Here is a 21079-nt window from a genome sequence, read left to right as displayed (position 1 = left end):
TGGTCACCGCCGGTGATCGCGGGCCGCGTCTCCTGCCGTGCGGGGAACCACCCGCTCGACGGGTGCTTCTCCCGTGTTGCCGTTCCTCCCGCGCGGACGGGGTTTCCGGGTTTGCTTGGGCTAGCGTGCCGGACATGCGGCTGGACGACAGCGACGAGGAGCGCGCGTTCCGCTCGGAACTGCGCGCCTGGCTGCGGACGGCGGTGCCCGCCGCGCCGGACGGCCTCCCTCCACAGTGGACGGACGGCGAGCTGCGGGCGTGGAGCGCGGCGCTGCACGAGGCCGGGTACGCCGGGCTCACGTGGCCGGTGGAGCACGGCGGGCGCGGGTTGTCCCCCGCTTACCAGGCCGTCTTCGCGGAGGAGAGCGCGCTGGCCGAAGCACCCGACCAGGCCAACGTCATCGGGCTCAACATGGTGGGACCGTCGATCATCGCGCACGGCAGCGAAGCACAACGCGCACACCACCTGCCACGCATACTGTCGGGTGAAACCACCTTCTGCCAAGGGTTCTCCGAACCGGAGGCCGGTTCGGACCTCGCGGCGCTGCGCACCCGCGCGACCCCCGTGCCCGGCGGCTACCTGCTCAACGGCCACAAGCTGTGGTCGTCCTACGCGCACCTGGCCGACCACTGCCTGCTGCTGGCCCGCACCGACCCGGACGCGCCCCGGCACCGCGGCCTGTCCTGCTTCCTGCTCGACCTCCGCGCGCCCGGTGTCGAGGTGCGCCCGCTGCGCAAGCTGTCCGGTGACGACTCGTTCAGCGAGATCGTCCTGCGTGACGTGTTCACGCCGGCGGACAGCGTGCTGGGCGCGCCCGGCGACGGCTGGCGGGTGGCGATGACCACCCTGGCGCACGAGCGGGGCACGTTCGGCATCGCCCTGACCGCGCGGCTGGCCGTGCAGCACGCACGCCTGCGCCGGACGATCACCGCGTTCGGCGCGGACCGCGATCCGGTGGTCCGCCGGGAGTTCGCGGAGTTGCACGTCGAGCTGGAGGGTCTGCGCCACACCGGCTACCGCGCCCTGGCGACCCTCCTGCGCACCGGCGAGCCCGGACCGGAGAGCACGGTGGTCAAGCTCGGCTGGTCGCGCGCGAACCAGCGGCTGACCGCGCTCGCGTGCCGCGTGGCCGCCCGCGCCGACCACCCGTGGTACGCGCACTGGACCCGTGAACGGCTGCGCGCGCGGACCAACACCATCGAGGGCGGCACGTCGGAGGTCCTGCTCGGCGTCATCGCCGAGCGGGTGCTCGGGCTGCCCAGGTCGCGGTAGGAGCACACGTGGACCTCTCGCTCACGCCGACCCAGGCGGACATCCGGGCCGCGGCCCGGCGTTACCTCGACGACCGGTGCCCGCCGTCACGGCCGGCCGAGCACGCGGCGGAGCTGTGGCCGGAGCTGGTCCGCACGGGCTGGCTGGACCCCGACCTCGGCGCGGTGGAACTGGTGCTGCTGGCCGAGGAGAGCGGGCGCGCGCTGCTGCCCGCGCCGTGGTGGGCCACCACGCGGGCCGTCCCGGTCTACCGCGCGGCCGGTGCGGAGCTGCCCGGTCCCGTCACGTCGGTTGACGGCACGGGTTCCTGCGTCGTCCGGGACGGCCGGCTGCACGGCCGGTGCAACGCCGTCGTGGACGCGCGGACGTGCGCGGAGATCGTCGTCGCGGCCGACACCGGCGACGGCGTGGCGTTGTTCGGCGTGCGGCCGGACGCGCCCGGCGTGACGCTGACCGACCGACCGGGACCGGACCTGCTGCGGACCGCGGCGGACCTGGTGCTGACCGACGTGGTCGGCCGGTTGCTGCTGGGACCGCCGGCGGCGGCGCCGGTGCTCGCCGAGGTCACGCGCCGGTCGGCGCTGCTGGCCGCCGCCGAGGGTGTCGGTGTCGCCACGCGTGCGCTGGAGTTCGCGGCGGAGCACGCCCGGACCCGCGTGCAGTTCGGCCGCCCCATCGGTGCTTTCCAGGCGGTGGGGCACGCGCTGGCGGAGTGCTACGCCGACGTGGAGGCCGCGCGCTCCCTGGTCTACCGGGCCGCCTGCGCGCCGGACCTGCCCGACGCGGCGCACTGCGCCACGTGGTCGGCCGCGCGGGCGGCCGCGCGCTGCGGCGAGACCGCGATCCAGGTCTGCGGCGGGATGGGGGTCACCTGGGAGTTCCCGCTGCACCGCTGGTACCGCCGCGCGCTGTGGCTGGAGGCACGCGTCGCGGCCGGACCGGACCCGGTGGACGCGATCGCCGCGGCGCTGCTCGGCCCGGAAACCGTGGAAGGAACGCCATGACGCTCGAACTGCACTGGTTCCTCCCCTCGCACGGCGACGGCCGCGAGGTCGCCAAGCGCGTCGACGGGACGATCCCGGCCGGCGCGCGCCGCGACCCCGACCCCGCCTACCTCACCCAGGTCGCGCTCGCCGCCGACCGGTTCGGCTTCAGCGGGATGCTGGTGCCGTTCGGCATGTTCTGCGAGGACCCGTGGGTGGTCGCGGCGGCGCTCGCGGGCTCGACCAGCCGCATCCGGTTCATGATCGCGCTGCGGCCCGGCCTGGTGTCGCCGGTGCTGGCGGCGCAGGCCGCCGCGACGTTCCAGCGGGTGTCCGGCGGTCGCCTCCAGCTCAACATCGTGACCGGTGGCGACGCCGACGAACAACGCCGCTACGGCGACTGGCTCGACCACGACCAGCGCTACGCGCGCACCGGCGAGTTCCTGGAGGTCTTCCACCGGGCGTGGTCGGGCGAGCGGTTCGACTTCGCCGGCGACCACTACCGGATCTCGGGCGGCCTGGTGACCCGCCCCCACCCGGTGCGCCCGCTGGTGCTCCTCGGCGGCTCCTCCGCCGCCGCGCGGCAGGTGGCGGCGCGGCACGCCGACGTGCTGCTCGCGTGGGGTGAGGCGCCCGCGGCGATGACGCACTTCGTGGCAAGGGGCACCAGCGCCGCCGCCGAGGCGGGGCGGGACCTGGCGTTCGGCACGCGGTTCCACGTGATCAGCCGGGACACCTCGGCCGAGGCGTGGCGGGTGGCGCGCCGGTTGCTGGACGGGATGGAGCCGGAGCGGATCGCGCAGGCGCAGCGCCGCTTCGCGGCCAGCGAGTCGGAGGGCCAGCGGCGGATGGCCGCGCTGCACGGCGGGCGCACCGACCGGTTGGAGGTGCACCCCAACGTCTGGGCGGGTTACGGCCTGGTGCGGCCGGGCGTCGGCACGGCCCTGGTCGGCAGCCACGAGGAGGTGGCCGAGCGCATCGCCGAGTACCACGCCCTCGGGCTGACCCACCTCATCCTGTCGGCGCAGCCCCACGTGGAGGAGGCGTACGCGTTCGGCGAGGGCGTCCTGCCGCTGCTGCGGGAGAGCGGCGTCGTGGCCGGGCACGGACCGGCCTGACCGCTTCGGCACGACCCGGGCGGACAAACGCTTCGGGGCGGGCCGCGCCGCTGGTCGACGCTCCCCGCCCCGAGTCGCCTGAGGACTCAAGCGACGTCTCCGAAACCACGCCGCGACACGCGGACCGGCCGCGCGCCGACCCGACACCGGTGCCCCGGCCCAAAACCCGGTCCGCCGCCTCGAAACCCACGCCGCGGCCACCGGCCCAACACCCGGCCCACCGGCTCGGCACCGGCCCGCTGCCTCGAATCCCGCTTCGCGGCCACCGGCCGGCCCGCCGTCCCGGCGCCCGCACCGCCGCGGCCCCGGAACCCAGCCGCCAACCCGGCAGCCGGGGCCCCGGAACCGGCCGCCGGCCTGAACCGCCGCGGGCGAAGCGGACCGCCCCGTCAGGACTCGTCGGCGAACGCGAGTCCCCTGGCCGAAAGCTCCTCGCGCAGGATGGTGATGCCCTTCTTCCCCATCCCGTGGATCTTGAGCAGGTCCTTCGCCGTGGTCTTCGTGAGGTGCTCGTACTTGGTGTAACCCTCCAGGGCGAGCACCCTCTTGGCGGTTCTGCCGATCCGGTGCGGGAACTCGGTTTCCACTTCCGATTCCTCGGCGGCCATGTTCCTCCTCGTCCGTCGGATCGCGGGACGACCGGCGCGTCCTGCCACGCGGTCGGTGCCGCACAACGCGAAGACCGGGTGGCAAACACCCGGTCTCGCGAAGACTATCACCGCCGCGCGATCACCGCCGGGCGGCGAGCCGCTCCAGCTCGGGCACGACGTCGTTCGGCGACGGCTCGGCCAGCACCTCCTGCCGCAGCTTCTCCGCGGCCGTCCGGAAACCGGGCTCCTCCACCAGCCGCAAGACGTTGTCCCGCAACAGCTCCGGCGTCAGCTCCGGCAGCGGCAGGCTCAGCCCGGCGCCCAGGTCGCGCACCATGTCGGCACGCACCTCGACCTCCCACAGGTCGGGCGAGACCAGCGTCAGCTGCGGCACGCCGTTGAGGGCCGCGGTGGACGCCACGCCGACACCGCCGAGGTGCGCGATCGCCGAGCACGTCGGCAGGATCGCGTGCATCGGCACGAAATCCACCACGCGCACGTTGTCCGGCACGCTCACCCGCTCGTCGTCGCCGACCGCGAGCGCCGCCACCACTTCCACGTCCAGGTCGGCGAAGACCTCCAACGCGGACACCGGCACCGGGTCGTGGCCGAGCATCTGCCGCATGGACATGCTCGGCGTGATGCACACCCGCGGGCGCTCCGGCTGCCGGCGCAGCCAGTCCGGCACGGTCGCGGGCCCGTTGTAGGGGACGTAGCGGACCGGGATCGTGGGCAGGCCCAACGACAGCCGCATGCTGCGCGGCGCCTGGTCGACCGTCCACTGACCGGTGAGGACCGCCTCGTCGAAGGTCGAGCCGTGCCGCTCCAGGACCTCGGTCAGCCAGTCCCGCATCGGGTCGCGCCGCCGCTCCTCGGGCTGCTGCTCCAGCAGTTCCCGGAACCTCTGGTAGAGCCGGGTCTGCGCGTCCACGCCCCACAGGACCCGCACGTGCGCCGCGCCGGTCACCCGGGCCGCCACCGCGCCCGCGAGCGTGAAGTTCTCCCACAGCACCAGGTCCGGCTGCCACGCGCGGGCGAAGTCCACCAGGTCGTCGACCATCGGGTCGTTGAGCACCTTGCCGACGTCGTTGGTCGCCTCGTCGAACAACCGGAGCAACCCGTCGTAGTCCATGTCCTGCCCGCCGGACTTCAGCGCGTGCGCGACCCGGGCGCCCCACTCCCAGTCGAACTCCTTGGTCGCGAGCAGTTCCATGAACCGGTGGTCCTCGCCCACCGGCACGGCGGTCAACCCGGACCGCGTGACGGTGTCGACCAGCGCCGGCTGCGTCGCTACCCGCACCTCGTGCCCCGCGGTGCGCAGCGCCCAGGCGAGCGGGACCAGACTCTGGTAGTGGGTGTTCTCCGCGTAGGTGGCGAACAGAACCCGCATGTGCAGTCCTTCCGATCAGAACCAGTAGCTGATGTGGGGCGCGCGTGCCGGGGTCGCCATGGTGTCCCAGAGGTGCGCGACGCGGGCCTCAGTGGCCCGGATGCGACCGCTGAGGGCCAGGCTGACGGCGGGGTTGCCGCCGAGCAGGATGGCGCCGAGGGTGCTGACGTCCATCTCCATGTCGGGGCGGTCAGTGGTGGTGCGCTCGCACGACGCCTTGCCCGACTCGGCGGTGAGCCGGTACGTGCCCTCCGCGAAGCCGAGGTGGTCGTGCACGCTCAGGGTGAGGGTGCCGTCGCACGCCCACTCGCGGGTGCTCAGCAGGCGCGGCACGTCCAGCGGGCGCAGCCACAGGGCGTCCTGCCGCTTGGACCGCACGCGCCGGGCGTCCGAGACCCACCAGCGCAACGGGCTGTCCACGGCCAGCCGCCACACGTGCACCTCGCGCACCAGGTCGACGGAGAACAGGTGCCGCCACAGGGCGCCCTCGGCCTCCGCGTCGAGCGCCAGGAAGTCGATGACGTGCAACGTGGAGTGCGGCGCGCTCTCCGGCGTCCAGTTCGGCGCGACGCGGTAGGTCACCAGGCCGCGGTCCTCGACCGCCAGGCAGAACCGCGGCCCCGGGCCGGGCATCCCGAGCGCCAGCGACTCCTCCAACCGGCCCAGGGCCGGGTCGTCGGTGAGCCGGTCCCAGTACGCCGCCGGGGGAAGCACCTCGCCGGGCACCTCCAGCGCCTGCCGCCGGTACAGCTCCCGCGCCAGTTCCCGCGCCTGCTCCGCGGTCACGCGCCGCGGTCGCACGTCCCGGCCCGGCACGTCGTCACGCAGGCCCGCCGCGCGCACGTCGATCTCCACCGAGTCGCACCACGTCGCCGGGCCGACGCCGAACCTGCCGTAGATCGGCCACTCGGACGCGCCGCCGATCATGATGGCCTTGTCCTCGTCCACCGCGCGGCGGGTGAGCATGTCGGCGGTCAGCCGCATCAGGCCCTGGCGCGCGGCGGCCGGGTGCGCGGAGCCGCCGGTGCCCGCCGCGGCCGGCACCACGTGCCCGCCGGGCAGCACCAGTTCCCGGTCCACCGCCATGTTCGTGGCGATGTACGCGTCGTCCTCGGCGGCGACCGCGAGACCGCGCTCCGGCGGGTAGTTGCGCCGGTAGAAGTCCACCAGCGCGGGCTCGGAGCCCACCGGGCCGCCGAACACGCCGAGCCAGCAGTCCAACCAGTCCGGGTACCGGTCGTCCGGGATGCCTTCGACGAGCCGCAGCCCGGCCGGGAGGTTCTGGCTCACGCGGTTGCCCCTTCCTGTCCACGGCCGAACAGCTCGCGCGCCGGACGGCCCGAGTAGTAGACGATCTCCTCGTGGTTGGTCGAGCCGACGAAGTGGTGCGCGCCAACCTTGTAGTACATCGTGGTGCGCCATTCGCCAAGCACGTGGTCGTAAGGCTCGCCGTGCTTCAACGACCACGCCAAGGTCGGCGCGTCGCACGGCAGGACCGCGTCGTGCCAGACGTAGAAGCGCTCGCCCTCGATCACCTCGACGGGCAGGCTCTCGTTGACCACCTCGTGCGACGGCTCGCGCCCCGGGCTGGTGTACACCGGCAGCGTCAGCATGTCGTACTCGAACACCCTGTTCAGCAGGTCGGCCGACTCCTTCGGCACCAGCGGCAGCATCGCCTCCCGCCACCAGCGGCGCAACGCGCCGCGGGCGTCCCGGCTGCCGTAGGTGTACTCCGACACGGGGCCGAGCACGTCGGGGTTGGTGAACGCCTTCTCCAGACCCGACCGGAACGGCTGCGAAGCCTGGTCCTCCGCCGCCTCGAACCACTCCATCAACGAGCGGATCGCCTGCGACTGGGACACGCCGCCCAGTTCCCGCAACGGCGTCCACAGGGTGCGGAACACCGGGTTCTCGGCCACCAGCCGGGCGAAGAAGATGAGCTGGTTCATGTACTGGTTGTCCGCCGCCGACATCGTGTCGTGGGAGACCAGGTACTCGAAGTCGTCGCTGTCGCCGCGCACGGTCACCAGCCCGAACCGCTTGCGGTCCTGGTGGTAGGTCGTGTTCGGCAGGATCAGCATCGGGTAGACCGCCACCCGCGACACGTGCGCGGCCAACCGGTCGTAGCCCTTGATGAAGGACTCGACGGTCTCACCCGGCGCGCCCCAGATGAGTTCGGCGTAGCACTGCATCCCCTCGCGGTCCAGCCACTCGGCCAGCTCTTCCCAGTCGTTGACCTTCATGTTCCGCCGGCTCATGAGGTCGAGCGTGTTGTCGTCCAGGGTTTGCAGGGCGAGGGTGAACGAGCTGTGCAGGCCCGCTTCCTTCATCATCTTGACTATCTTGTAGAAGACCTTCGACTTGTTCTTCGCCCAGGACGTCTCGATGCTCTTCGGGAACCCGTACTTCTCCCGGATCGCGATCACGTCCTCGATGAACTCCACGTCGATCGGCAACATGCCGAAGTTCGCGTCGCACAGCACGATGGTGTGCACCTTGTGCTGCGCGAAGACCTCGACCTCCTGGCGCAACCGCTCGCGCGAGAACGCACGCACCCGCTGCCCCACCGCGCCGCCCCAGTAGCAGAACGAGCACTTGTAAGGGCAGCCGCGGTTGGTTTCCAGCAGCGCGACGTCGTAGCGGAACTCGCCGTCGTCGCCGAGCAGCGGCACCGATCCGGTCAGCACCGGTGAGCCGATCTCGTCCAGGTTCTCCAGCCGCGGCCGGTCCTCGGTGGTCGTGATACCGCCGTCCGCCCGGAACGAGATGCCCTGGATGTCGTGCAACGCGTCCGTCGAACGCCCGTCGAGGTTGGCCAACAGCAGTTCGCGGAAGGTGAACTCACCTTCGCCGTTGACCACCACGTCGACGTCGGGGAACGTGCCGAACACCCGCTCGGCCTGGTGCGAGACGTGGTTGCCGCCGAACACCACCCAGCCGTCGGGGTTGATCTGCTTGAAGGTTTCCGCCAGCGCTCCGAAGGCGTGGTAGTTCCAGCCCAGGACGGAAAAAGCCAGCACGTCCGGCGCTCCGTCGCGGAACAGGGAGTTGGCCATCTCGAAGAGGCTCACCCCGCCGTCGAAGTTGTGGATGCGGATATCGGTCTCCCGGGCGATCCGCGGCTCTTGGAGCGCGGTCGCCTTGAGATAGCCCGCCGCCAGCGGCATTGATTCCAGCGTCATGGCCCAGACACCTTGCTGGACCAGCCAAACACCTTTTGGCATTGAATTGCCCCCTCGGGGCGCGCCCCGCGGTGTCCAACCGCTCCGGCACTGCCCTGGCCCATTCACCACTGCACCGACCTGGCGCCCGATATGCGAATGAAGCATCACACCCGCCGGCGCGCGGCACGTCTCTTCGTTTGCGCCAGTGCCGCGACACGAGCCAGGTCCACCCGCTCGGACACCCCGGCGGCACCGGTTGACCGCCCGATGCCCGCCACCACACCGCCGTTCGGGCGAACGAGCCCCCGACCCCGTCCCACAAGAACCCGGGCGGCAGGAAGCCCCTCCCCGCAGCTGGAACTACCGGGGAGCCCGCCTGACAGATCCCCGCGAGCGCGCGGACCGCACCACCCGCCCGACCGGACTGCCCACCGGGCCGGGCCACCCGCGGGGCCGCACCGCCCACCACATCGGACCGTCCACTGGGCCGCGCCGCCCGCCGGACCCGGCGTGCGCGACCACCGGTCGCGCCGTCACCCGGGGAACCGGGTCAGGCCGGAACGCACTCGTCGGGCCGCGAAGCGCCGCCCACCGCGAACTCCGCCTCGAAGCACGCCGCACCGAGCGCCGCCCGCGCGGCGTCGGTCACCCGGTCCACGTCGTACCGCTCCGCCGCGGGCACCTGGATGCCCATCGAGTTCTGCGCCGCCGCCGCGCAACCGAGCAGCCGCGCGGCCACGTCGTGCCGCCCGATGAGGTTGTGCGCGCCGGCCAGGCCCTCCAGCGCCCGCGCCACCGCGCGCTGGTCGCCGGTCGTGCGGGCCGCCTCGTAGCCCTCGCGGTGCAGGGCGAAGGCCGCCTCCGCGTCACCACGCTGCTCGGCCACGAAACCCAGCTCCGCCAACAGGGACGTGACCTCCTCGCCCCACTCCGCCTGCCGCGCCGCGTCGAGCAGCGGCCGGAGGTGTCGCTCCGCCAGCTCGTAGTCGCCCTGCCTGCGCGCCACCACGGCCAACCCCTGCTCCGCGTACTGCGCCACGGCCAGGTTGGACAGCTCGACGGCCAGGGTGCGGGCGCGCTCGTGCAGATCCCGGGCACGGGCGCAGTCGCCGGCGAGCAGGGCGAGGCGGCCCAGTTCGTTGAGGTAGTAGGCGAACTGCGGCCACAGGCCGAGGTCGCGGGCGGTCCGCAGGCCGTCCGAGCAGAGCTGGACGGCGCGGTCGTGGTCGCCGGTGGTGTAGGCCAGCGCGGCGAGCGGGTCGGTGGCCTGGAGGATGCCCCAGTCGTCGCCCAGCTCGCGGAAGAGGGCCAGGCTGCGCTCCGCGTCCCGCCGCAGCGCCGCGAAATCGCCACGCAGCAAGGAGATCCACGCCAGGCTGCTCAACGCGACCGCCACGCCCCAGTCGTCGCCCAGCTCCCGGAAGGTGGCGAGGGCGCGGCTGAGCTTGTCCTCGCCCGCCGGGCGGTCCACGTCGCTCGGCGTGACCGAGGCGAGCAGCCACTCGGCCCGCGCCGCGCCCCGCCGGTCGGCCGGGGACCGCGGCGCGTCCCGCCCGCTGACGCGAGCCAGCACGGGTGCCGGGTCCTCGCCCGCCATCGCCGTCATGCCCGCCCACCACAGCAACGCCGTCGTGCGGGTGCCCTCGGGCACCGGACCGGCCACGGCCAGCGCCGCGGCGAACGACCGGCGGCCTTCGCCCAGCCGGCCGCGCAACACCCAGTACCAGGCCAGCGCGCAGCACAACCGGACGGCCATCGCCGCGTCACCACGCCGGATCGCGCTGTGCAGCGCGGCACGCAGGTTCACCGTCTCCGCGTCCAGCAGCAGCAGCCACCGCCGCTGCTCGCGCCCGCGCAGCCGCTGGTCGGCGCGCTCGGCCAGGGACAGGTAGTGCTCGTCGTGCCGCCGCTGCCACTCGGCGGTCTCCCCCGCTTCACGCAGGCGCTCCACGCTGTAGGCGGCGACGGACTCCAGCATCCGGTAGTGCGGCCCGTCCACCCCTTCCGCGGCCACCACCAGCGAGCAGTCCACCAGCCGCGCCAGCAGGTCCGGCACCTCCTCGGCGACCACGCCGCCGCCGGAGCAGACCTCCGCGGCGGCGCTGAGCGTGCAGCCGCCGGAGTGCAGCGCGAGCCGCCGCAGCACCGCCTGCTCGGCAGGCGCGAGCAGGCTCCAGCTCCAGTCGATCATGCCGCGCAACGTCTGGTGACGCGCGGGCACGTCGCGCTTGCCGGACGAGAGCTGGAGCAGCCGGTCGTCCAGCAGCCGCACCAGCGGTTGCACGCCCAGCGCGCGGACCCTCGTCGCCACCAGCTCCAGCGCCAGCGGCAACCCGTCGAGCCGGCGGCAGATCTCGACCACGGCGGCGGCGTTGTCGGTGGTGAGCGCGAAACCGGGACTGGAGGCGGCGACCCGGGACACGAACAGGTGGATGGCGCTGTAACGCAGCAACCGCTCCGGGTCGGTGCCCTCGTCCGGGCCCGGCAGCTCCAGCGGCGGCAGCGGGTGCAGCAGTTCACCGGTCACGCGCAGGGGTTCGCGGCTGGTCGCCAGCACCCGCAACGACGGCGCCGCGGCGAGCAGCAGCGAGCAGAGCTGGGCGACCGGCTCCACCACGTGCTCGCAGTTGTCCAGCACCAGCAGCACCCGCCGGTCGCGCAACGCCGCGACCAGCCGCCGCACGTCCTCGTCCGCACCGGCCGCCAACCGCGCGCCGCCGGGCTGGTCGTGCAGGCCCAGCACCGTGCTGATCATCTCGACCACGGCCGCGCGCACCGCGGCCGGGTCGGCGCCGCGCGCCTCGTCCGGGCCGGCGGCGGGCTGGCCCAGCGCGGTCAGCTCGACCAGCCACACGCCGGACGGGAAGTGGTCGACCAGCTCGGCGGCCGTGGCCAGGGCGAGCCGCGTCTTGCCCGCGCCGCCCATGCCGGTGATCGTGACCAGCCGGCCGCGCTCCAGCAGCTTGCGGGTCAGCGCGACGGCCTCGACCCGGCCCACCAGCTCGGTCAGCGGCGTCGGCAGGTTCGTCCTCGGCCGCGACACCTCGGGTGCCGGCGGGCGGCTGCCCGGCACCGGCTCGCGCCGCAGGATCGACTGGTGCAGCGCGACCAGCTCGGGACCCGGCTCGACGCCCAGCTCCTCCCGCAGGCGCACCCGCAGGTCCTGGTAGCAGTCCAGCGCGTCGCCCTGCCGCCCCGACACGTACAGCGCGCGCATGAGCAACGCGCGCAACCGCTCGTGCAACGGGTGCTGCGCCACGACCTCGGCCAGCTCGCCCGCCAACCGGTCGGGTTCGCCCAGCGCGAGCCACGCCTCGGCCTGCTCCTGGAGCGCGTTCAACCGCTGCTCGTCCAGCCGCGCGATGGCGGCGCGGGCGAAGCCCTCGTCGGCGAAGTCGGCCAGCGCGGGACCACGCCACAACGCCAGCGAGTCGGCCAGCAGCGCCGCCTTGGCCCTCGTCTCGGCCGTGCCGCGCGCACGCTCGACGGCGGCGGTGAACTCGTCGGCGTCGACGGCCTGCGCGTCGGTGCGCAGCAGGTAGCCCGCCGAGCGGAACTCGATCAGGTCACGCCCGCCGCGCTCGGCGTCGTCCAGCACCCGGCGGAGCTGGGAAACCTTGCTGCGCAACACACCGGCGGGGTTCGCCGGCAGGTTTTCCCCCCACAGGTCCTCGATAAGCCGACCCGCCGACACCCGGCGGCCCCGGTTGACCAGCAGGTGCGCCAGCAATGCGCGGACCTTCACCTCCGGAACGCGCACGGACTGACCCGTCGAGGTCCACACCTCCAACGGGCCCAGAATACCGAAGCGCATACGGCTTACTGTAGCGCAGCGGACAACTGGCAGCACGACCACGCGAAAACAGGTCGCACCGCTCCGCCGAGCCACGTCGGGAGCGCTTCCGGCGGTCCGGAAAAAATCGCCACCCCCGCCCGGAACGGACTATTCACCGGCTCGGCACGCGTTGTTCGGTCGGGGTTTCGAGTGCGTGCCGCGCGCCGGGCCCGGCCGAATTCCCGGCGCGGCTCGCCGGAATTGCCGGACTTGCTCACGGCCGGGCGCCCCGGTATTGACCGGTCAGCCTTTCCAACGCGGGCACGAGGTCGTTCGGGGTGGGCACCGCCGCCCACTCGGCCCGCAGCCGCTCGGCGTTGTGCCGGAACGACGGGTCGTCCAGCACCCGGACCAGGCCGGCACGCAGCGCCGCCGCGGACAGGTGGTCGGAGTCCCCGGACAGCAGCAGGCCCGCGCCCTGCTCGGCCAGGGCGTTGCCCTGGGCGATGGGCCCGTACCACTTCTCGCTCCAGTACGCGCTGGGCACCAGGAGCTGGGGCACGGCGTGCTCGTAGGCGGCCGTCATCGTGGAGGTCCCGCCGTGGTGCACGACGGCGGAACACGTCGGCAGCAACGCGTTCATCGGGACGTAGTCCTCCGCGCGGACGTTGTCCGGCAGGGTTCCCACGCCCTCCAGCTGCTTGCCGGTGAAAGTGGCGACCACCTCGACGTCGAGGTCGCTCACCGCCTCCAGCAGGTCGGCCGCCGACGCCTCCGCGACGTTCGCCTCGCGGTGCGTCATGCCGAGCGTGAGGCACACCCGCCGCCGTTCCGGCTTGCGCAGCAACCAGTCCGGGATCACGGTGGTCCCGTTGAACGCGGGCGTGCGCACCGGCACGTAACGCACACCGGACGGCCGCCAGATCCAAGGCGGCATGGGGTCGACGGTCCACTGGCCCGTCACCGCGTCGTCCGCGAACGGCCCGCACCCGAACCGCTCCAGGACCGGCTCCAGCCACTCGCGCATGGGGTCGTCCGCGCCGCCCTGCTCCGGCAGCGCCCGCCACAGCTGCACGTAACCGTCCGCGCCGAACAGGATGCGTGCGTGCGCGGCGCCGCACGCGCGGGCCGCGATCATCCCGGCGTAGGTCATCTGGTCCCAGATCACCAGGTCGGGTCGCCAGTCGCGGGCGAACTCGACCAGCTCGCCGAGCATGTCGTCGGTGTAGAGGAAGGGGAGGAAGTTGGTGGTCAGGTACGACAGCTCGCCGCGCGGGTCGTCGCGGGCGTAGTCGGTCTGCACGGGCAGCCGCCCGTCGTCGGTCGCGGGGATCGGCTGCGGGGCGGGCTCGGAGGTCTCGTCCACCTCGGCCAGCACCTCGGCCTGCCGCTCGCCCACCACCACACCGGTCAGGCCGGTGGCGGCCAGGTCCTCGACCAGCTCCGGCTGCCCGGCGACCCGCACGTCGTGCCCGGCGGTGCGCAGCGCCCACGCCACGGTCGTCTGGAGGTACAGGTGCGATTTCAGCCCGGGAGGGGTCAGGAACAGCACGCGCATGGGGTCTCTCCTGTCACGTGAGGGGGTGCCGGGGTCGGGCTGCTGCCGGTCGCCGGGTGCGGGCTACGGTCGGACGCCGGGCGCGGATCGTCGTCCGGCGCTTGGTGCAGGTCACGGCCGGCCGCCGGGTGCGGATCGCGGTCCGGCGCTTCGCGCGGGTCGCGGCCCGCCGCCAGGTGCGGATCGCGGTCCGGCGCTTCGTGCAGGTCGCGGCCCACCGCCAGGTGCGGATCGCGGTCCGGCGCTTCGCGCGGATCGCGGCCCGGCGCCGGGTGCGGGCGGCGACCGGACGTCGGTTCGCCACCGGTCGCCGGGGTCGGGCTGGGACCGAACGCCCGGCGGGTGAGGCTTCCCGGCAGTCGGGGTCGTGCTACGACCCGCCGGACCGCTCGCGGACGCCGACGAAGAGGCCGCGACCGGTCAGCCCGTCGGGCAGGTACTCGGCGGGGCACCCGGCGTCGGCGAACGCGGCCAGGTACTCGTCGCGCGTGAACAGCATGAGGTCGGACGTCTGGCTGAACTCCCGGATGCCGTGCCCGGCCTCGCCGACCAGGAACCGCACCTCCAGCCGCGTCCGCCGGTCCTCCCGAGTCGTGTGCGACACGCGCGCCACCGCGAGCCCGTCCACGCGCCGGCTGTCCACCGCGACGTGCCCGTCCAGGAAGTTCTCCGGGAACCACCACGGTTCCACGACCACCACACCACCGGGCGCGGTGTGCTCGGCCATGCACCGCACGGCGTCCCTCAGCTCCTCGACCGAACCCACGTAGCCGATCGCGTTGAACATGCACGTGACCGCGTCGAAGGTGCGCCCCAGCCGGAAGTCGCGCATGTCGCCCGCGTGCACGGGCACGCCCGGCAACCGGCGACTCGCCCGCTCCCGCATGGGCTCGGCGATCTCCAGTCCCGCCACCTCGCGGTAGAGCGACGCGAACGTCTCCAGGTGCGCGCCCGTGCCGCACGCGACGTCCAGCAAGGACGCCACGTCCGACCGACGGGAGCGGATGATGCGGTCCACCTCGTGGGCTTCCGCGGGCCAGCTCTTGCCGCGCCCCTGGTAGATGAACTCGTAGATCTCGGCGAACTGCTCGGTGTAGGTCATCGCCCGGCCTCCCGGCGCACCCCGACGAACAGGCCGCGCCGGGGCTGGCCGACGTCGGTGAGGTGCTCGGGCTCGCAGCCCGCGCCGGCCAGCGCGGCGAGGTAGTCCTCCGCCGGGAACAGCGTGAGGTCCTGCACCTGGCTGAAGTGCCGCACACCGGTCGCGTCCGCGGCGAGGTAGTGCGCCTCGTGCCGGGACAGGTCGCCGATCCGGTGCGAGCGGGACAACCGCACCACCGTCCGGCCCTCCCCCTCGACCACGTCGTGGGCGATGTGCCCGTCGAGGAACGTGTCGGGCGACCACCACGGGTCGATCACGAGCACGCCGCCGACCGGCAGGTGCCGCGCCATCGCGCCGACCACGCGTGCCAGCTCCGCCGTGTCGGCCGCGTACGCGATCGAACCGGTGAGGCAGCACACCGCGTCGAACACCCGGCCCAGGTCGAAGTCGAACATGTCGGCCTCGTGCACCGGTGTGGCGGCCAGCTTGCGCTCCGCCGCCACGCGCATCGCCGGTGACAGCTCGACACCCGCCGCGTCCGGGAAGTGCTCGACCAGGTGCGCCAGGTGCTCACCGGTGCCGCAGGCGACGTCCAGCAGCGACCGCGCGCCCGGTCGCCGCTCGCGGACGACCCGCCGCACCCACTCCGCCTCGGCCGCGAAGTCCTTGCCGCGCCCCCGGTAGAACAGGTCGTAGACCTCGCCCAGCGCGTCGCCGTACACCGCGTGGCTGTCCCGCACCGCGGCCATCACGCGCCCCCGCCCGACCGGCGGGACACCGAGTCGCGCAACGCGTCCACCACGGTCTGGACGTCGTCGTCGGACAACGCCTGGTGCAGCGGCAGGCACAACGTGCGCTCCGCCGCCTCCTCGGCCCTGGGCAGCGGCGTGGTCCAGCCGTACGCGGCGACCCGGTGCAGCGCCGGGTACCGGAACGTGGTGTAGACGCCCCGGTCGTAGAGGTCGCGCGCCACCTGGTCGCGGATGCGGGCGTCGAGCCGCAGCCAGTACAGGTACTGCGAGCCGCGGTGGCCCCGCGGCAACGCGGGCGGCGGCAGCACGCCCGGCACGTCGGCCAGTTCGCGGTCGTAGTGCGCGACGACCTCCGCGCGGCGGGCCAGGAACTCCGGCAGCCGCCGCAGCTGCACCGCGCCGATCGCGGACTGGACGTCGTTCATGATGGACCGGCGGGAGAACGACGAGATGTCGAAGTCCCACCACCGCGTCGACGTCGTCTTGGCCTGGCTGTAACCGCTGAACTGCTCCAGGCCGAAGTACGCGAGCTTGCCCGCGCGGGCGACCAGTTCCGGGTCCCGGGCGGACAGCGCGCCGCCGTCGCCCGCGACGACGATCTTCTGCGAGTCGAAGCTCCACACGCCGATGTCGCCGAACGTGCCGCACGCCTGGCCGTCCACACTGGACGCGACGGCGGCGGCGGCGTCCTCGATGAGGAGCACGCCCCGGTCGCGGCACAGCGCCGCGATGTCCACCACGTCGCCGGGGTAGCCGCCGTAGTGCAGCAGCAGCACGGCTTTCGTGCGTGGCGTCAGGGCGGCCTCGATGTCGTCGACGGTCGCGTTGAGGGTGGTGGGGTCGACGTCGCAGAAGACCGGGCGCGCGCCGTGCGCGGCCACGGCGTTGCCCGCGCCGACGAAGCTGACCGTCGGCAGCACGACCTCGTCGCCCTCGCCGACCCCGGCGAGGTCCATCGCGATGAAGGTGGCCTCGGTGCACGAGTTCGTCGTGACGACCCGTTCCGCTTCGACCCCGATGTGCTCCGCGAAGTCCCGCTCGAACCCGGCGGTGCGCGGACCCTTGCCGAGCCAGTTGCCCGCGAACACCTCGGCCACCGCGGCCAGTTCGCGCTCACCCAGCGACGGCTGGAAGACGTTGATCACGTCGAACCTCCCCACTGGCCGCGGGCCGGCTCCGACCCGGTCACCGCGCCGCGCGCATCTCGACGATGGAGAACGCGCCCGCCGGGTGCACCGCGGCGATCCGCAGGCCGACGTCGGCCGCCAGTTCGCCCATCTCCTCGGCGGTCCGCTCCTTCCCGCCGGTCACGACGAGCATCCGCAGGTCCATCCCGGTGTGCGTGGCCGCGCCGTGCGGACCGGTCTGCTCGACCACCAGGACCACGCCGTCCTCACCGGCCGCCTCCGCGCAGCGCCGCAGCAACGCGCGCGCCGGCTCGTCGCCCCAGTTGTGCAGCACGAACGACATCACGTAGCCGCCCGCGCCGGCGGGCAGCGGCTCGAAGAAGCTGCGGGACACCACGTCGCACCGGTCGCCGAGGCCGGCTTCGGCGATGGCCTTGCGCGCGGGCTCGGAGTTGTCCGGCATCTCCAGCACCGTGGCGCGCAACGACGGGAACTTGCGCAGCAGGGCCAGCATCAGCGCGCCGTTGCCGCCGCCGACGTCGACCACCGAGCCCAGGGACTCCCAGTCGTAGCCCGCGACGATGTCCGGCGAGCGCGACTCCATGTCGGACGTCAGCTTGTTGAAGTCCTCGGCCCGGTCCGGGTCGGCCGCCCAGTCCTCGAAGAACGTCCGTCCGAACTGGAGGTGGAAGGAAGCCTCCCCGGTGCGGATGGAGTGCAGCAGCTGCGCGAAGGACAGCTCGGCCCGGCCGAGCGAGCCCTCGACGTCCAGCCGGGGCCGCAGCCGCGACGGGTGGTCGTCGCGCAGCGCCGCGCCGAGCGGCGTCAGGGTGTACCGACCGGTGTCGTCGCGGTCGAACAGCCCGCGCACCGAGAGGTAGCGCATCAAGCGCTCCACCGCGTCGGCGTCCGCGCCCGCCGCCGCGGCGAGGTCCGCCGCGCGGTCGCGCCCGGCGGCCACGTGGTCGGCCAGCCGCAGCGTCGCCGCCACCCGGACGGCCATGGGCGTCGCGAGGCGCGCCATCGCCCACAGCTTCGAACTCATCTGGTCGTTCTCCACAGTGCCCTCTCCTGCCACCGGTGACCGGAAACTGGCGCTCGGGCGGACCGGAGCGCAGCACCCACCCTCACATTCCCGCGTTCGCAGCGGCATCTTCTGGATTGCCCGAGTAGCCGGGCGATCTTGTTGCCCGCCGGGCACCCTGGCAAGCTGCTGGAAGTCACGCGGAAAGCACATTTTTCCGCCGCCCGCGCACCGCGACGCGCCACGTCACCCGCCGAGGAGCTGACTTACATGCCGAATGCGGACGTCTCCGCGCGCCTGCCGCTCACCGGGGCCGAATACCTCGAATCCCTGCGCGACGGCCGAGAAGTCTGGATACACGGGGAACGGGTGGCGGACGTGACCGAGCACCCGGCATTCCGGAACAACGCGCGGACCGTCGCCGGGCTGTACGACGCCCTGTGGGACTCGCCCGAGCGGGACGTGCTCACCACGACCACCGACACCGGCAACGGCGGGTTCACCCACCCGTTCTTCCGCCCGCCCGCGGACACCGGCGAACTGCGTGCCGGGCGCGACGCGATCGCCGCGTGGCAGCGCCGCTGCTACGGCTGGCTGGGCCGGTCCCCCGACTACAAGGCGTCCTTCCTGGCCACGCTGGGTGCGAATGCGGACTTCTACGAGCCGTTCGCGGACAACGCCCGCACGTGGTACCGCCGTTGCCAGGAACGGGTGCTGCACGTCAACCACGCGCTGGTGCACCCGCCGGTGGACCGGCACAAGCGGCCGGAAGAGGTCTCCGACGTGTACGTGCACGTCGACCGGGAGACCGACGCGGGTCTCGTGGTCAGCGGCGCCAAGGTGGTCGCCACCGGTTCCGCGCTGACCAACTACAACTTCATCGCGCACCACGGCCTCCGGGTGCGGGAAAAGAACTTCGCGGTGGTCTTCATGGCCCCGATGGACATCCCCGGTGTGAAGCTGTTCTGCCGCGCCTCGTACGAGTTGGCCGCGGCGACCACCGGCAGCCCGTTCGACTACCCGTTGGCCAGCCGGATGGACGAGAACGACGCGATCATCGTGTTCGACGAAGCGTTGATCCCGTGGGAGAACGTGTTCGTCTACGGCGACCTGGACAAGGCGAACACGTTCTTCCACAATTCCGGCTTCATGCCGCGGTTCGCGCTGCACGGCGCGACCCGGCTCGGGGTGAAGCTCGATTTCATCTGCGGCCTGATGCTCAAGGCCGTGCAGATCAACGGCACCGAGGACTTCCGCGGCGTGCAGGGCAACATCGGCGAGCTGATGGCCCTGCGGCACATGATCTGGGCGTTGTCCGACGCGATGATCGCGGGCGCGACGCCGTGGGCCGAGGACTACGTGCAGCCCAACCAGGAGTACGCCCTGGCGTACCGGACGCTCGCGCCCGGCGTGTACGGCCGGATGCGGGAGATCGTCCAGAACACCGTGGGCAGCGGGCTGATCTACCTGAACTCCGGCGTCGCCGACTTCCACAACCCGGAGGTGCGGCCCTACCTGGACCGGTACCTGCGCGGCTCGCACGGCCACACCGCCGAGCAGCGGGTGAAGGTGATGAAGCTGCTGTGGGACGCGGTGGGCAGCGAGTTCGGCGGTCGGCAGGAGCTGTACGAGCGCAACTACGCGGGCAACCCGGACGACAACCGGGCGCAGGCGCTGCGGGTGGCCCAGCGGTCCGGCGTCACGGACGGGATGCTGGAGCTGGTGGACCGGTGCCTGTCCGAGTACGACCTGAACGGGTGGACGGCGCCCGGCATGGTCGGCCCGGACCCGCGGCCGGGGGTGTCGGGATGAGCACCGGCGCGGAGCTGACCGCGCGTGCCGACGCCGGCCTGCCCGCCCGACTGGCCAGGTCCGCGGCCGCCACCGAGTCCGGTGCGTGGATGCGGACCGCGGACTTCACGTCCTGGTTGGACGACCGGCGGCGGGCGCACCGCTTCGAGGTCACCCGCATCCCGTTCGCGGACCTGGACGGCTGGGGCTTCCAGCCCGGCACCGGCAACCTGGTGCACCGGACCGGCCGGTTCTTCACCATCGAGGGCCTGCACATTGTCAACCGCGGCGGCCCGTTCCCCGACTGGCAGCAACCGATCATCGACCAGCCCGAGGTCGGCATCCTCGGCATCGTGGCGCGGGAGTTCGACGGCGTCCTGCACTTCCTGATGCAGGCCAAGATGGAGCCGGGCAACCCGAACCTGCTCCAGCTCTCACCCACCGTCCAGGCCACGCGCAGCAACTACACCGGCGCGCACCGGGGCGCGAAGGTCAAGTACATCGACTACTTCACCGAGCCGGGGCGGTGCCGCACGCTGGTGGACACCCTCCAGTCCGAGCACGGCACGTGGTTCTACCACAAGTCCAACCGCAACACGATCGTGGAAACCCGCGAGGACGTGCCGGTGGACGAGGATTTCTGCTGGCTCACGCTGGGCCAGATCGGGGAGCTGCTGCGCCGCGACAACGTGGTCAACATGGACGCGCGGACGGTGCTGTCGTGCGCGCCCATGCCGTACGCGGAGCCGAACGCGCTGCACTCCGACGTCGAGCTGCTGTCGTGGTTCTCGACCGAGCGGTCCCGGCACGAGGTGCGGATCCGGCGGCTCCCGCTGGCCGAGGTGTCCGACTGGGAGCGCGGCGACACCGGCATCGAGCACGTGCCGCCGCGCTACTTCCGGGTGATGGCGGTCGCGGCGAGCGGCAACCGCGAGGTGAGCGCCTGGACCCAGCCGCTGATCGAGCCGCTGAAGATCGGGCTCACCGCCTTCGTGATCCGCCGGTTCGGCGGCGTGCCGCACATCCTGATGCACGCCCGCGTCGAGCCCGGCTTCCTCGACACCATCGAGCTTGGCCCGACGGTGCAGTGCACACCCGACTACTACACCCACGGCTACCGGCCCGCGTTCCTGGACCTGGTGCTGAACGCGCCCCGCGACCGCATCCGCTACGAGGCCGTGCACTCCGAGGAGGGCGGGCGCTTCTTCCACGCGCAGAACCGCTCGCTGATCGTCGAGGCGGACGAGTCGGAGGCGCCCACCACACCGCCGGACGGCTACCGCTGGTGCAGCCTCGGGCAGATCAGCCACCTGCTGCGGCACGGCCGCTACGTCAACGTCCAGGCGCGAACCCTGCTCGCCGTGCTCAACACCGGCGTCGTGCCCGTGTGAGACCGCGGCCGGTCGCGCCGCTCGGGCGTGACCGGCCGCG

Annotated in this window: 15 protein-coding genes; 5 read left to right on the top strand and 10 right to left on the bottom strand. The window is 72.9% G+C overall.

All coding sequences use genetic code 11. The features are described from left to right. Positions 1-134: 134 nt before the first annotated feature. From KZQ38_RS32125 to KZQ38_RS32115, 3 genes are read left to right on the top strand one after another with little or no spacing between them, the layout of a single operon-like run. Complete coding sequence (locus KZQ38_RS32125) at positions 135-1274, top strand: acyl-CoA dehydrogenase family protein (RefSeq protein ID WP_219447637.1); 1140 nt, start codon at positions 135-137, stop codon at positions 1272-1274. Positions 1275-1282: 8 nt separating this feature from the next. Further along, positions 1283-2278, top strand: a complete 996-nt coding sequence (locus KZQ38_RS37355; RefSeq protein ID WP_219447635.1) for an acyl-CoA dehydrogenase family protein — start codon at positions 1283-1285, stop codon at positions 2276-2278. Then, entirely contained in the window at positions 2275-3375 is a 1101-nt protein-coding gene (locus KZQ38_RS32115) for an LLM class flavin-dependent oxidoreductase (protein ID WP_219447633.1), read from the top strand. Before KZQ38_RS37355 ends, KZQ38_RS32115 begins: the two co-directional genes overlap by 4 nt. Before the next feature lie 389 nt (positions 3376-3764). Here KZQ38_RS32115 and KZQ38_RS32110 read toward each other — a convergent pair whose 3' ends face one another. The 10 genes from KZQ38_RS32110 to KZQ38_RS32065 form a co-directional block, all read right to left on the bottom strand. Then, positions 3765-3983: a helix-hairpin-helix domain-containing protein gene (locus KZQ38_RS32110; RefSeq protein WP_219447632.1), complete on the bottom strand. Its 219-nt coding sequence runs from the start codon at positions 3981-3983 to the stop codon at positions 3765-3767. 121 nt (positions 3984-4104) lie between these two features. Then, complete coding sequence (locus KZQ38_RS32105; RefSeq protein ID WP_219447631.1) at positions 4105-5355, bottom strand: activator-dependent family glycosyltransferase; 1251 nt, start codon at positions 5353-5355, stop codon at positions 4105-4107. A 15-nt stretch (positions 5356-5370) separates the two neighbouring features. Further along, the gene (locus tag KZQ38_RS32100) at positions 5371-6645 is read right to left on the bottom strand and encodes a GNAT family N-acetyltransferase (protein WP_219447629.1); all 1275 of its coding nucleotides are present in this window, start codon (positions 6643-6645) and stop codon (positions 5371-5373) included. Beyond that, complete coding sequence (locus KZQ38_RS32095) at positions 6642-8579, bottom strand: KedN5 family methylcobalamin-dependent radical SAM C-methyltransferase (protein ID WP_219447627.1); 1938 nt, start codon at positions 8577-8579, stop codon at positions 6642-6644. The genes KZQ38_RS32100 and KZQ38_RS32095 overlap by 4 nt, the downstream gene beginning before the upstream one ends. Positions 8580-9069: 490 nt before the next feature. Next, the gene (locus KZQ38_RS32090; RefSeq protein WP_219447625.1) at positions 9070-12333 is read right to left on the bottom strand and encodes an AfsR/SARP family transcriptional regulator; all 3264 of its coding nucleotides are present in this window, start codon (positions 12331-12333) and stop codon (positions 9070-9072) included. Between the two features lie 235 nt (positions 12334-12568). After that, positions 12569-13852 carry an activator-dependent family glycosyltransferase gene (locus KZQ38_RS32085; RefSeq protein WP_219447616.1) on the bottom strand — a complete coding sequence of 428 codons (1284 nt, stop codon included), beginning with the start codon at positions 13850-13852 and terminating at the stop codon, positions 12569-12571. 370 nt (positions 13853-14222) lie between these two features. Continuing rightward, entirely contained in the window at positions 14223-14954 is a 732-nt protein-coding gene (locus KZQ38_RS32080; protein WP_219447614.1) for a class I SAM-dependent methyltransferase, read from the bottom strand. Further along, entirely contained in the window at positions 14951-15703 is a 753-nt protein-coding gene (locus KZQ38_RS32075; protein ID WP_219447612.1) for a class I SAM-dependent methyltransferase, read from the bottom strand. The genes KZQ38_RS32080 and KZQ38_RS32075 overlap by 4 nt, the downstream gene beginning before the upstream one ends. After that, complete coding sequence (locus tag KZQ38_RS32070) at positions 15703-16851, bottom strand: DegT/DnrJ/EryC1/StrS aminotransferase family protein (protein WP_219447610.1); 1149 nt, start codon at positions 16849-16851, stop codon at positions 15703-15705. The genes KZQ38_RS32075 and KZQ38_RS32070 overlap by 1 nt, the downstream gene beginning before the upstream one ends. Positions 16852-16891: 40 nt before the next feature. After that, positions 16892-17878 (bottom strand): methyltransferase, encoded by a 987-nt coding sequence (locus KZQ38_RS32065; protein WP_219447608.1) that lies wholly within the window; start codon positions 17876-17878, stop codon positions 16892-16894. Positions 17879-18127: 249 nt separating this feature from the next. Here KZQ38_RS32065 and KZQ38_RS32060 point away from each other — a divergent pair, with 249 nt between their 5' ends. Both KZQ38_RS32060 and KZQ38_RS32055 read left to right on the top strand, forming a co-directional pair. Continuing rightward, complete coding sequence (locus tag KZQ38_RS32060) at positions 18128-19669, top strand: 4-hydroxyphenylacetate 3-hydroxylase family protein (RefSeq protein WP_219447607.1); 1542 nt, start codon at positions 18128-18130, stop codon at positions 19667-19669. Further along, a complete protein-coding gene (locus tag KZQ38_RS32055) occupies positions 19666-21039 on the top strand; it encodes an NDP-hexose 2,3-dehydratase family protein (RefSeq protein ID WP_257902749.1) in 1374 nt (457 codons plus the stop codon). Before KZQ38_RS32060 ends, KZQ38_RS32055 begins: the two co-directional genes overlap by 4 nt. Positions 21040-21079: the final 40 nt, after the last annotated feature.

The organism is Saccharothrix obliqua (assembly GCF_019375475.1).
GTDB lineage: Bacteria > Actinomycetota > Actinomycetes > Mycobacteriales > Pseudonocardiaceae > Actinosynnema > Actinosynnema obliqua.
This window is presented reverse-complemented; position numbering and strand designations above follow the sequence as displayed.

Bases quoted from the DNA above. Each gene is read 5' to 3' on its own strand.
- KZQ38_RS32065 (WP_219447608.1), bottom strand. From the start codon at position 17,878: ATGAGTTCGAAGCTGTGGGCGATGGCGCGCCTCGCGACGCCCATGGCC.
- KZQ38_RS32110 (WP_219447632.1), bottom strand. From the start codon at position 3,983: ATGGCCGCCGAGGAATCGGAAGTGGAAACCGAGTTCCCGCACCGGATC.
- KZQ38_RS32080 (WP_219447614.1), bottom strand. From the start codon at position 14,954: ATGACCTACACCGAGCAGTTCGCCGAGATCTACGAGTTCATCTACCAG.
- KZQ38_RS32105 (WP_219447631.1), bottom strand. From the start codon at position 5,355: ATGCGGGTTCTGTTCGCCACCTACGCGGAGAACACCCACTACCAGAGT.
- KZQ38_RS32075 (WP_219447612.1), bottom strand. From the start codon at position 15,703: ATGGCCGCGGTGCGGGACAGCCACGCGGTGTACGGCGACGCGCTGGGC.
- KZQ38_RS32125 (WP_219447637.1), top strand. From the start codon at position 135: ATGCGGCTGGACGACAGCGACGAGGAGCGCGCGTTCCGCTCGGAACTG.
- KZQ38_RS32090 (WP_219447625.1), bottom strand. From the start codon at position 12,333: ATGCGCTTCGGTATTCTGGGCCCGTTGGAGGTGTGGACCTCGACGGGT.
- KZQ38_RS32060 (WP_219447607.1), top strand. From the start codon at position 18,128: ATGCCGAATGCGGACGTCTCCGCGCGCCTGCCGCTCACCGGGGCCGAA.
- KZQ38_RS32115 (WP_219447633.1), top strand. From the start codon at position 2,275: ATGACGCTCGAACTGCACTGGTTCCTCCCCTCGCACGGCGACGGCCGC.
- KZQ38_RS32085 (WP_219447616.1), bottom strand. From the start codon at position 13,852: ATGCGCGTGCTGTTCCTGACCCCTCCCGGGCTGAAATCGCACCTGTAC.
- KZQ38_RS32095 (WP_219447627.1), bottom strand. From the start codon at position 8,579: ATGCCAAAAGGTGTTTGGCTGGTCCAGCAAGGTGTCTGGGCCATGACG.
- KZQ38_RS32055 (WP_257902749.1), top strand. From the start codon at position 19,666: ATGAGCACCGGCGCGGAGCTGACCGCGCGTGCCGACGCCGGCCTGCCC.